Genomic DNA, 12,419 nt, shown 5'->3' with positions numbered 1-12,419 from the left:
AAGCAACAATGATCAAACAAGGACTGACCGGCAGCCTGATCGGGGCCGCCCTGGCCACCCACCTCCCGGCCGCCGCCGATCCCATGCCGGGCATGAAGGGCCTGCAGCACATCGGCATTACCGTGCCCCGACTGGAGGAGGCGGTCGACTTCTTCGAACGGGTGCTCGGCTGCGAGCCCTTCTTCACCTTCGGCGAGTTCAGCTTCGAGGACGACTGGATGGAACGCCACCTGAACGTGCACCCACGGGCCCGCATCCGCGACTTCCAGATGGTGCGCTGCGGCAACGGCACCAACCTGGAGGTGTTCGAGTACAGCGCCCCGGATCAGAACCGGCGCGGGCCGCGCAACAGCGATATCGGCGGCCATCACCTGGCCTTCTACGTGGATGACATGGCCGCCGCCGTGGCCTACCTGACAGAGCGGGGGATACGGGTGCTGGGTGAACCCAGCACCTTCACCGAGGGGCCGGCGGCGGGGCTGACCTGGGTCTACTTCCTGGCGCCCTGGGGCCTGCAGCTGGAGCTGGTGAGCGCCCCCGGCGGCATGGCCTATGAGCAGGGCCTGGAGCGCGGGCTCTGGGATCCGCGCACGCCGGAGAAATAGCACCGTAAGCACGCCATATAGTTAAAAACTTAGGCAGCAGGAGCAGCGCTGTCTCGGCGTAGCCGCTGTAGATGCCGCTTTAGCCGGCATGATCCGGCATGATCCGGCATGACCCGGCACAAAGCGGCGGCAAAGGGTGCCCCATTTCCGTCCGCGCTCCCCAGTGGCTGCGGGTTTGCGCCACGTAAACGGGCGCCTACAGGTGAGATATCGCGCTGCTCACGTTTTATGGTGAACCCTTATTCCAGGCTTTCATGCAAAAACGCCTGCAACTGCAGCCAGGAGTCCTTGTCGGCCTGGGCGTCGTAGCCGAGCGGCATATTGAACTCGGCGGCCACGCTGTCCGCCCTGGGGTTGGTGAAGGCGTGCAGGGCGCCCGGGTAGTCCACCAGCAGGTAGTCGGCGCCGGCGGCGTCCATTTCCTGGCGGAAGGCGGCCACCTGCTCCGCCGGTACCAGGGGATCGGCGGCGCCGTTGAACACGGCAATGCGCACCGGGCTGCCGGCGGGCAGGGGATCTGCCAGCGGCGCGAGCGAGCCGTGGAAGCTGGCCACCGCCTTCAGCTCGGCGCCAGCGCGGGCCATGTGCAGCACCACGCCGCCGCCGTAGCAGTAGCCGATGGCGGCGATACGGCCGTCATCGACCCGCGGGTGGGCGGCCAGCCAGTCCCGGGCGGCGTTGAAGCGCCGCTCCGCCAGGGGCAGGGAAGCCAGGGACGCCTTGGCAAACTCGCCCGCCTCGGACGGGTGTTCGGTGTTCCGGCCGTCGCCGTACATGTCCAGGGCCAGGGCGGCATAGCCCAGCTCGGCCAGCATGTCGGCCCGTTGGCGCACATAGTCGTTGTGGCCCCACCACTCGTGCACCACCAGCACCCCGGGCAGGGGCGCGGGCAGGCTGTCGTCGTAGGCGAGGTAGCCCAGGTAGGACTGGCCGTCGAGCTGGTAGCGCACCTCTTCGGTAACCACGGCGGCCTGGGCGGAGGCGCCCAGCAGCAGCAGGGGAATGGCCATTGCCTTCATGATGTTGTCTCCCTTTGATGTCGCGTCACTCCCAGTGTAGACCCGCCGACTTGGGGGTATGGGCCAGAGGGTTAATACTTTAGAAGAGAGGTACAGCGGAGGAGGTAACCATCATGGAACTGTCAAGGCTGCACAGCGGCATGCTCTGTGCCACCCGAAAAGGCCCGGGTTGGATCATGTCGATCGATGCCGAACACCATAGCCTGCATATGAAGGCCCAGGGGGAAGAGCGGGAGTTCGACGTGGATCTGGATGATATTCTGGACGACCCCCAGGTGCACAACCCGGAAGATATCTACTACTGACCATCCGACCCGCTCCGGCGGGTCGTTTTTTATTCCCTTATTCCTCCTCCTGCTCTGTCGTTGCCAACTGCTGGGCGATCCAGGCGCGGGCCGCCTGCCGGAGCCGCACTGCCGCCGCGAACACGTCCTCGTCCTCTTGCCGGGGCGGCAGGGGGGCGCCCACTTCCACCTCCAGGGCGCCGTGCCGGGGCCACCAGCGTTCGGCGGGCAGCACCCATCGGCTGCCGCGGATCACCACCGGCACCACCGGCACGGCCGCGCCGGCGGCGGCGAGAAAACCGCCCAGGTGGAAGGGCAGGAGCCCCGGGCGGGCGACGAAGGTCCCCTCCGGGAACACCAGCAGCGAGCCCCCGCCCCTGACCAGCCCGGCCAGGCGGTTGGCGTCCTCCACGCTGCGCCGCAGTTCGAAGCGCTCGACGAAGGCCACCCCCAGCTTCTTCAGGTAGCTACCCGCGACGAGCTGGTCGCGCAGTTCCTGTTTGGCGACGAAGGCGTAGGGCCGGGGCAGGGCCGCCACCAGCAAGAGGCCATCCAGGTAGCTGGCGTGGTTGCACACCAGCACGCAGGGGCCCGCCGGCAGCCGATCCACGCCTTCCACCCTGAAGGGGATGCCGGTCAGGCGCAGCAGCCAGCGGGCCGCCCGGCCGCCCAGGCGCCAGGCCGAGGCGGGCGATGGCGTGGCGAGGGTCGCCAGCCAGACAGGGGGAGCCAGCAGTCCGAGCATCAGCATGGCATGCAGGGCGAAGGCGGCACGAACCAGTTTCCCGCCCAGGCGGCGCAACCAGAGCGCGGCGCTGCCTACCCCTAAGCGCAGCAGTTGTACCCGGGCCGTGGGCGCGACCTGGCCGACGTCTCCCTGCAGATAGCGGCTGCGGCAGGCGGCACGGCGCACCTTGCCGCTGGAGGTCTTGAGCACGGTGCGGGGCGGGGCCAGCACCACCTCGTCGGGCGGCTCGCCCAGCACCTTCAGCACGGCATCCACCACGGCCCCATGCAGGGCGGCGAGGGCGCTACCGGCCAGTCGGGTTTCGGCCAGCACCACCAGGCGCTCGGTGCCGGTGGCCGGATCCGGGCTGCCGAACACCGCCACCCCGCCCTTGCGCACCCCCTCGACGGCGACGACCGCCTCCTCGATTTCCTGGGGATAGAGGTTGCGGCCGCCGCGGATGATCATGTCCTTCACCCGCCCGGTGAGGTAGACCTCGCCGGCGGCGACATAGGCGCGATCGCCGGTGTCGAGCCAGCCATCGTGGAACAGCCCGGCGGTGGCCGCGGGATTGCGGAAGTAGCCCCGGGTGGCCGAAGGGCCCCTGAACTCCAGCCGGCCCTCGATGCGCTCGCCCACCTCCCGGCCGGCCTCGTCGACGATGCGGATGGCATGGCCGGGCAGGGGCGCCCCGCAGGACACGAAGCGCTGGGCGCTCTCGTCCCCCTCGGCGGCGGGCAGGGCACGGTGTTCCCGTGCCAGGGGTTCGCGCCGGACATTGTCGATCAGCGGGCCGCGCCCGAGCGGGGGGAACAGCAGGCCGACCGACGCCTCGGCCAGGCCGTAGACGGGGGTGATGGCTTCGGGCTTCAGGCCATAGGGGGAGAACCGCTCGGCAAAGCTGCGCAGGGTGTCGGGGCTGACCGCCTCGGCGCCGTTGCAGGCCAGCCGCCAGCTGCCGAGATCCAGTCCCTCCAGCGCCGCCGGCTCGATGCGCTTGAGACAGAGTTCGTAGGCGAAGTTGGGGGCCGCCGAGAGGGTGCCGCGATAGCGGTGGATGGCCCACAGCCAGCGCTCCGGCCTGGCCAGAAAGGTGAGGGGCGACATCACCACCAGCGGCAGGCCCACATAGAGGCTGCCGAGAAAGGCGCCGATCAGCCCCATGTCGTGGTAGAGCGGCAGCCAGCTGACGAAGACGTCGCGCGGGCTGGCCGCCAGCACCCCCTGCATGGCGCGGATGTTGGCGAGCAGGTTGGCGTGGCTCAGCACCACCCCCTTGGGGTTGCCGGTGCTGCCCGAGGTGTACTGGATAAAGGCGGTGTCCTCGCCGCGAATGTCGACCGGGCGCAGGCCGTCCGCCGGCGCGACCAACTGCTCGGGGGTGGCCAGCCGGCGCAGGCTGCTCACCCGGGCCTGCAGCAGGCGGCCCACCACCATGGCCTCGGACACGGTGATCATCAGCACCACGGCGGCGTTGGCGAGGATGCCGGCATGGCGCAACACATGGTCTTCGAGCTGGGAGGCCCGCGCCGGCGGATAGATGGGCACCGGGATGGCGCCCATCCTCAGGATGCCGAAGTAGCAGTGGAAGTAGGCGAGGGAGGTGGGCAGCATGATGGCCACCCGCTGGCCCGGCTCGACCCCGGCCTGCTGCAGGGCGGCCGCCACCCCCCGGCTGCCGGCCGCCAGCTCGCCGTAACTGAGCCGTTGCTCGGATTCGTCGGTGACCAGGATGCTCTGTACCTGCTGCGGGTGGGCCCGCTCATGCCAGTCGAGCACCTCCGGCAGGGTGGTGGCGGCCAGCAGCCCCCGCTCGTCCGCCACCGGGGCCGGGCGGGAGAGGTCGCCCAGGGGGCGGCGCCGGCTGACCCGGGCCGCGTCGGCGCTTGGCGCCTGCTCGATGGCGAGCAGCAGATCCCGCACCGTGTCTGCCCGCTGCAGGGTGTCTTCCGGCAGGTCGACCGCGAAAGCCTGCTCGATACGCAGCAGCAGCTCCATCCGCGCCAGGCTGTCGAGGGCCAGATCCCGGTCCAGGGAACTGTCGAGCCGGGCGGGCGGCATCGCCGGGGCTTCCGGCTGCAGATCGCGCAGGGTCTGGTCGACCAGCGCGAGCAGTTGTTGCGCGCGGGCGCCGTCGGGTTGGGGGCTGTCGTCTTCGTCTTGCACCGGGTCGCCCTGGTTGCGGTGGATCACGCCGCCGGGCCGGATGCGGCGGCATCCGGGTCCAGCCTGTCTCTACCAACTATAGCCGCTGGCGGCCGCAGTGGTCTTTATCGGCCCCGGCGGCGGTCGCCACGCCGACGGCCGGATTTATGGGTATGTGGTAACCTTTTGTTTTGGTAAACTATTTCACTGTTGTTACACCACCCCAAGCCATCATGCCCGAGCTTCCTCCCGTTATTCCGCTGTTCGACGCCCCCCAGCACCTGGAAGAGGGCAACAGCCTGGTCAACCAGCATATCGCCGAGATCACCCTGAACCGGGTGGCGGACGCCGCCTTTCTTTACGAACACGCCATGGACTGGCTGCTGGAAAGCCGTTACAGCGAGAACAACTACAAGACCTACCGCAGCGAACTGACCACCTTTCTGCACTGGTGCTTCGACGTGGAGCAGCTGTCGCCGGTGGCCCTGAGCCGGCGCGGCATCCAGCGCTATGTGGACTACTGCCTGGCGCCGCCGCCGGCCCTGATCGCCTACCGCAACGTGGCCCAGTTCGTGCTGGACAAGGACTGGGGCGAACGCCGGCCCAATCCCCTGTGGCGGCCCTTTCTCGGCAAGAAGACGGATGGCGTGCCACAGCCGTACCGGCTGAGCGACAAGGCGCTCAGGACCAAGCTGGCGGTGCTGTCGTCCTTTTACGCCTACCTCATCAACGAGGAGGTGACCGAGCGCAACCCGGCGGTGATGTGGATGCGCCACAGCCGGTTCGGCACCGGCCCGACACCGGCCGGCCCCGTGGGCGAAGAAGAGGAGATCCGGGTATTCAGCGATCTGCAGTGGTCCTACGTGATGGGCACCGCCGAGCGCCTGGCCGGGGAACAGCCGGAGCGGCACGAACGCACCCTGTTCCTGGTGTCGCTGATGTACGGCTGCTACCTGCGCATTTCGGAAGTGGCGGCCAGGCCCGGCTTTTCGCCGGTGATGAGCCAGTTCCGCCGCGACGGCAAAACCGGGATCTGGAGCTTCCACATCCCGGTGAGCAAGGGCGGCAAGCGGCGCACGGTGGCGGTGTCCCGGGAGCTGCTGGCGGCGCTGCAACGCTACCGGACTTATCTCAAGCTGCCGCCCTTGCCGGCGCCCAACGACAACAAGCCGCTGTTCGTGCGCCACCGGGCCGCGGGGCGGGGGCGGGAGCAGGGCCTGCTCAACGCCAACCTCGGCATCCGCCAGCTGCGCGAGCTGCTCGACGAACTGATGGCCGCCGCCGCCGAGGCCGCCGGGGCGGACGGCTTCGACCAGGACGCCGCCGAGATGCGCAGCCTGACGGTGCACAGCATCCGCCACACCGGCATCACCCACGACATCAACGACAACGGCCGGCCGCTGTCCCATGTGCAGGCCGACGCCGGCCACGACAGCATCGACACCACCTCCCAGTACCTGCACACCGGCAGGGTAGAGCGCCATGAAAGCGCCGCTAACAAGCGGCTGGATCGGCTGAAGCCCTGAACAACGGAGCCCGGCAGGGCAAGAAAAAGGCAGGGGAGACGGCGCCTGCTGGCGGTGGCACACCATCTGACATTTGACGGATGCTTCGCCGATATGCGGGATCTGTGTGACTTCTGACGCTGCCTGAGGGGGACTGTGATGACCGAGTGGGGTTGTGCCGATGCCGTGGCCACCAGGGCGGCAGGGCCTTGGGTTTGATAAGGCGCCGGGATAACAGCGGCGTGCGGTTTGATATCTCGATATCCGGCTCATCGTTGCAACTGTAAATCACCCCGGAGGCGGTGTTTCCCGGCCAACGTAGTGACGGAGGCGAAAGCCCGCCATACCGCACTGGATAATACGCAGCTCTTATTGCCGATAATGCAGTTTATCGGCATTTCTTTTGAGGGGGACTAAGCGCCCCCCAAGTGTTAATAAACAGGGGATATTGATGACCGTTCGCCACTGGCCGGCCAGGAGATAATTGAACGGCGCGAGGAGATGCAGGCCGCCGATGGCGTGGCCAATCGAGTAACGCCCGCAGCGGGAACCGCAAGGCGTTGCTCTAGAGCACCGATCAGTTTAAAAATCGACCAATTGGCTGTTTGTTGTCTGTTGCAACGCAGAGAATAGTCAACAGGGCCACCTCCGCCGACACGCCGCGAGTACGTCCCTGTAGGCTCGCACCTGCCATCCCTGGCAGGTGACGGTCGGCGGAGGTAATCCCTGTTGCCTCTTTCAAGCTCCGGCGCCGTCTGAGGGTGGTGCCTGCAGGCAGTTGCGGTTCGATAGGAAGGGCAAAGGGTACTGCTCCGCCGGCCCTCCGCGCCAGGGAGGGCGCGGCGGAGCTCCCAGGGAGGGTTTACGGCGTGCCGGAGGAGTAGCACCCTTTGGCCGACGGCCTCTGCCTCGCCAGAATCAACAGTGCCTTCTTCGACCAAAGGCGTATCAGAGCCGCCTAAGTTTTAAACTATATGGTGCTCTAGTGATCCGTGTCCACCAAGCGCATGCCGTTTTTGCGCCGGACTGCCGGGCCGGATGCGCGCGGTAGCGGCGCCGATCCCGCCCAGGAGTACACTGTCTTTAATAGTGGACTCTTGTTTCAAAATGAAACCCTGAAGGGATTAGTATGGGACAACGTTTTCGTGTCGGTGCAGTCGGCCAAACAGCGTCAGTAATTTTGAGATTGCGAGCTCGGCAGCATAGTCATCACCCGTACCGTCACGTAGGCATTGGATCTGCTCCTCAAGTTCTTCATACAGCTCATGGAGTTCACCTGGAAGGTCATTATCTGGTGTTATGTGACACAAGTTGAAGGTATCAGCATCGATAAGGGCTGATTTAATGTTTTCTTGATTGGATATCAGTGATTGGATCGCTGATATGATCTTTTCGTATGCATAACCATTGTATCGTTCCAAGTTCATGCTGTGTCTCCTTTGATGTGTCTGAGGCTTGTTGATGTTAGCTTATTCCCTTCGTTACGACACTTCGCATAATGTATATTATGTTAAATAAGAAATTATAAGATTCAGGACACCCTGGTTCTGCCGCCCGGTTTTAAAGATTCACCTGTATTGTTACTTTGCCCGCTGTGTCGGTACCCTGCTCGGTTTCGTCATTTCCGGCGATCCTCAGCAAGGCATTTCGCCAGTGTTCGATGGCATCGATGCCCTGATCATCGCCGTCAGCACACGGAAGCTGTAGTCATAGATCCCCGGCTGACCACTTTCCCTCGGGTCCGCCACGTTCAGTACCGCAATCCGCTGGGACCGGATAAACGCCAGCACTGCCGAGCAGGCCTGTTCAACCGACACCAGCTCCATGTCGATAAGCCGGAACGGCTTTTGCTCGCGGAGGCACAACGCCAGGGTCAGCGCCGTGCCGCCGGTTGGCATGCCGTGGTAAAAAATGACGGAGCCATCGGCCTCCTGCAGGTTTCTGCGGGTCCGTTGCCGGTAGCCGCCAGCCAGTTCTATCAAGGGATAAACCGCGTCTATGGGCCCGTCTTCCGCCCGCCGCCCGGACGGACAATAACCCCCGGCCGGAAATCCCGCCGCCATGGCCGCGTCCAGGGCCGCCCGGTCGGCGCCGGTCTGGCCGCCGCTGATGATTTTTTGCAGTATGCTCATTTACTGTTCCATTGCTTACGGCACCAATTGTGTATTTACCATAAATTTATTGGTCACCGTCTTGCCCCAAGGAAAAACCTTACCTTCATGTGCCGGACTCTCACGGCTTTAAGCCCAGGCCTTCGATGTTTATCAGTTCCCTGCTTTTAGTTCAGCCGCCGCCCTGCCCTGTTCAGATCAGTACTCCCATTCTTCATAGGACAAAGGCCCGCTGTTCAACAGCGTTCGCCGTTCCTGCCAGTTTGGCAGATAACGATCCATGTATTGCCGAAAACGCTCGTTATGGTGCCGCTCCAGCAGATGGATCAATTCGTGCACCAGTATGTATTCCAGGCATTCCGGGGGCTTTTTGGCCAGCTCCAGATTAAGCCAGATGCGTTTGCTCTGGACGTTGCAGCTGCCCCACTTCGTTTTCATCTTCTTCACGCCCCAACCGGCGGCCTCCACGCCCAGTAACGGCTGCCAGTGGTCCAACAGCTCGCTGGTGCGCTCTTTCATCTCGGTTCGATAAAAGTCATCCAATACCCTGGCCTTGTTATCCCGGCTGGTGCCGGGATTAACCCAAAGGTGCAGCTTGCGGTTACCCTGCCGGGTGATTTCATGGCGACCGGCACGCTCAGTCAGCGCCAGCCGATAGCGTCTGCCCCACACATAGTGAGACTCGCCACTCACCATCTCCCGTTGTGACTGACGCGGTTGTTCGATAAAGCTCTGCTGTTGTTTTTTGATCCAGGGAATGCGGCTGACCACCGCCATGCGAATGGCCGTGTCGGTCATTTTCTTAGGCGCTGACACCCGTACCCGACCATCGGGCGGCAACACGCTGATATGCAGGTGCTTGATGGCCTTGCGATTCAGTTGCACCGAAAGACTGCCAATCTGCATCAGCGGCATCAGTGATAATCCTTTTGGGCTTTGGCCAGCTCCATCACCGCCTTGAGATCCAGCTCATAGCCCTGAGTCTCTTCCCGAATGGCATTGGCAACTTCCCGCTCCTTGAAGCGGTCGCCAACCCAATCCGCTTTTTTGGTATAGCGAATGGCGCTGTCAATTTTGGTGGTCAGCACTTCATCCCGGCCCAGGTTGTCGTACAAGGCGCGCTTGGCTTGGGTGTCCATGGTGGCGGGATAGCTGTTGCCACTTTGCTCAGGCTTGGTCACCTTGCTGGCCAGTGCCCGGATTTGCTCCAGGTATTCCTGATAAGACAGGGCCTGCTGGCGACGCTGTTCAATCAGTTCGTCCAGCAGCACCGACATGCGCTCGTAATATTTGGGGTTGATCGGGTTCTCATCGACGATGGTCTTGCGCACGTTGTTTTCAATGGCCTCGGCCATGGCCTCGGGATCTTTACTCAGTCCTTCCGGCAGTGCCTTGATCAGATCGTCGCCCTGTTTCTGCACCACCAGCTCGATCAGGCCCAGCTCTTCAAAGTCCATCAACACTTCGCTGTCGTCGGCGCGAATATACATATCCAGCAAATACCGCATGGCGGGCTCGAACCGCTTCATGTCCAGCGCATCGCCACTGCCCTGCTTGATCTCGTCGCGCACCTTTTCATAGTGAGCCACTTCGGCACGGATCTTGTCGATATCACCCGGCGCGTAACCGGCGGCGGGCATTTCGTTGGCGATGTTGGCAAAGGCACGCAGCAACTTGGCCACGCTCTGGTAGAGGGTCAGACGCAGGGCTTCCTTCTCGGTCAGTTCGTCCTGGTTTTGGCCCGACACGCCGCAAAAATAATGCAGATAATCGGCGGTGCCACGGGGTGAGCGCACCGGCTCGCACAGGGCGCGAACCATTTCCAGCGCGGCTTCCAGATCCTGGCTGGCCTGCACCAGGCGGTCTTTCAGCAGACCGGCCACATCTTCCTTGTCGTAGCCGTCAAAGGCGCCTGCGGTATAGTCGGTAATGGCCTTGTCCAGCGACTTGAACAAGTCCTTGTAGTCGATGATGTAGCCATACTCCTTGTCGTCACCATCCAGGCGGTTGACCCGGCAGATGGCCTGAAACAGGTTGTGATCGGCCATTTGCTTGTCGATATACAGATAGGTAGCCGACGGCGCATCAAAACCGGTGAGCAGCTTGTCCACCACTATCAGCAGGCGCATCTGACCCGGCTCGTCGATAAAGCGCTTCTTCACCTGCTGTTCAAACAGCTCGGCCTTGCTCATCGCCTCCTGTTCGGTAGTGCCAAAGTGCTCTGCCAGCATTTTGCGGTAAATGTCGTACTTGAACAGCTTTTCGGTCAGCCCCTCGCCGCTCTCCTCCCCCTTGATGCTGGCGGCCACAGGCTGATAACTGGTGACAATGGCCACCTTGCCGGCCAGATCGGTCTGGCTGAACAGCTCATAGGCCTTGCAGGCCTGATACACGCTGGCACACACCAGCATGGCATTGCCCCGTCCGTCTGCCAGACGAGGCCGCTTTTTCATATCCAGCCAGATGTCCGCCACTATTTTTTCCAGCCGCGACTTGCTGGACAGCACCTTTTGCATGGTGCCCCACTTCTGCTTGAGCTGGGTTCTGGCCAGGTTGGACAGCCCCTGGGTATTGATGTCAAACCACTCATCCACCCGCTTTGGCGAGGTCAGCTGCTGATCGATATCCCGTGCCTCGTAGCGCAGATCCAGCACCACGCCATCACTCACGGCCTCATCAAACTTGTAGGTATGAATAAAGGGGCCGAACACTTCCACCGACTTTTTCTTGTCCTTTTTCATCAGCGGTGTGCCGGTAAAACCGATAAACATGGCCTCGGGCAGTATGAACTTCATGGCTTCGTGCAGCTTGCCCGACTGGGTACGGTGGCACTCATCCACAAACACAAACAGCTCCCCCCTGGCCTTAAAATCGCCGGCCATGGCCTGTTGCAGCTCCTTGATGAAATCCTCGGTGGCGGCTTCATCCCCTTCGTCGTTTTGCTCTTCCTGCTGGCGGCCAAACTTGTGTACCAGCGAACACAGCAGCCAGGGGGTGGCCTGGTTCAGGGTGGTCAGCAGATCGGCACCGCTTTTGGTGCGATGGATTTCTTCCTCCACACCGCTGAACACCTTTTCAATCTGCTCATCCAGCTCGGTACGGTCGGTTACGATCAGCACCCGGGAGTCTTTTACGTTTTCCCGAATCCACTTGGCCAGCCACACCATGGTCAGGCTTTTGCCCGAGCCCTGGGTGTGCCAGATAATGCCGCCTTCCTTGCGGTCAATGTGCGCCTTGGCGGCCTGAATGCCGAAAAACTGGTTGTGACGGCAGGTCTTTTTTACCCCCGCATCAAACACCATGAAGTGATGAATGATCTCCAGAAAACGCGCCTTGTCACACAGCCGGGCCAGGTGCCAGTCCAGCGGATTGCTATAAGGGTTGGGCGCGTCTTCCTTCCATTCCAGGTAGTAGCGTTCCGGCGTTTCTATGGTGCCGTAGCGCAGGCCCTGGGTGTCGTTGCCGGCCATCACCAGCTGCATGGTGGTGAAGAAGTTGCGGATAAAATCCTTTTTCTGGTTATCCAGGTTCTGGCGAATGCCCTCACTCACCGACACCGACGAACGCTTGAGCTCCAGCACACCCAGGGCGATGCCATTCACGTACAGCACGATATCCGGGCGCTTCTTGTTCTCCCCTTTAATGGATACCTCTTCGGCAATGGCAAAGTGATTGGCCTGGGGGTTCTGCCAGTCGATCAGCCACACCGTCTGCTTTTGCTCACCGGCGCTTTCCTTGTCTTTTACGCCGTAGCGCAGCAGCCGGTACACTTCCTTGTTGGCGTAATAGAGCTGCCTGCCCTCGCCCAGCGCCGCCGCCGCATCCAGCTGGCGCAGTGCCCGGTTAATCAACGCCGGGCTCACACCCCGCTGTTGCAGCCAGGCCACCAGCACATCGGCCTCGATATTGCGGTTGCCTTCCCTGTCCTGCCAGTTGCCCAGGTAGTGATAACCCAGCTCATTCTGAAAAAACCGGACTACCCGGTTTTGAGTCTCACGCTCGCGCTGGCCGACTGTTCCCATT

At 62.9% G+C, this 12,419-nt stretch carries 9 protein-coding genes; 3 read left to right on the top strand and 6 right to left on the bottom strand.

Annotated features, from left to right (window positions below; all coding sequences use genetic code 11):
- Positions 1-8 precede the first annotated feature (8 nt).
- On the top strand, positions 9-605 hold the full coding sequence (locus AN401_RS09310; RefSeq protein ID WP_094038803.1) for a VOC family protein: 597 nt from the start codon (positions 9-11) through the stop codon (positions 603-605).
- 239 nt (positions 606-844) lie between these two features.
- Here the strand turns inward: AN401_RS09310 and AN401_RS09305 are convergent, their stop codons facing one another.
- Complete coding sequence (locus AN401_RS09305; RefSeq protein WP_094038804.1) at positions 845-1,624, bottom strand: dienelactone hydrolase family protein; 780 nt, start codon at positions 1,622-1,624, stop codon at positions 845-847.
- Positions 1,625-1,737: 113 nt separating this feature from the next.
- Between AN401_RS09305 and AN401_RS09300 the strand changes: the two genes are divergently transcribed.
- A complete protein-coding gene (locus tag AN401_RS09300) occupies positions 1,738-1,929 on the top strand; it encodes a hypothetical protein (RefSeq protein WP_094038805.1) in 192 nt (63 codons plus the stop codon).
- Between the two features lie 37 nt (positions 1,930-1,966).
- Here AN401_RS09300 and AN401_RS09295 read toward each other — a convergent pair whose 3' ends face one another.
- Positions 1,967-4,828 (bottom strand): AMP-binding protein, encoded by a 2,862-nt coding sequence (locus AN401_RS09295; RefSeq protein ID WP_198401856.1) that lies wholly within the window; start codon positions 4,826-4,828, stop codon positions 1,967-1,969.
- A 185-nt stretch (positions 4,829-5,013) separates the two neighbouring features.
- Between AN401_RS09295 and AN401_RS09290 the strand changes: the two genes are divergently transcribed.
- Positions 5,014-6,306 (top strand): tyrosine-type recombinase/integrase, encoded by a 1,293-nt coding sequence (locus tag AN401_RS09290; protein WP_094038806.1) that lies wholly within the window; start codon positions 5,014-5,016, stop codon positions 6,304-6,306.
- A 1,103-nt stretch (positions 6,307-7,409) separates the two neighbouring features.
- Here AN401_RS09290 and AN401_RS09285 read toward each other — a convergent pair.
- From AN401_RS09285 to AN401_RS09270, 4 genes are all read right to left on the bottom strand, one after another.
- Positions 7,410-7,712, bottom strand: coding sequence for a hypothetical protein (locus AN401_RS09285; RefSeq protein ID WP_096779167.1), 303 nt, complete (start codon positions 7,710-7,712; stop codon positions 7,410-7,412).
- Positions 7,713-7,919: 207 nt separating this feature from the next.
- Entirely contained in the window at positions 7,920-8,417 is a 498-nt protein-coding gene (locus tag AN401_RS09280) for a putative molybdenum carrier protein (protein ID WP_096779166.1), read from the bottom strand.
- A gap of 177 nt (positions 8,418-8,594) precedes the next feature.
- On the bottom strand, positions 8,595-9,311 hold the full coding sequence (locus AN401_RS09275; protein ID WP_096779165.1) for a M48 family metallopeptidase: 717 nt from the start codon (positions 9,309-9,311) through the stop codon (positions 8,595-8,597).
- Positions 9,311-12,418: a type I restriction endonuclease subunit R gene (locus tag AN401_RS09270; RefSeq protein ID WP_096779164.1), complete on the bottom strand. Its 3,108-nt coding sequence runs from the start codon at positions 12,416-12,418 to the stop codon at positions 9,311-9,313. The genes AN401_RS09275 and AN401_RS09270 overlap by 1 nt, the downstream gene beginning before the upstream one ends.
- Position 12,419: the final 1 nt, after the last annotated feature.

Origin of the sequence: Zobellella denitrificans, assembly GCF_002407485.1 — a bacterium.
Lineage (GTDB): Bacteria > Pseudomonadota > Gammaproteobacteria > Enterobacterales > Aeromonadaceae > Oceanimonas > Oceanimonas denitrificans.
This window is presented reverse-complemented; position numbering and strand designations above follow the sequence as displayed.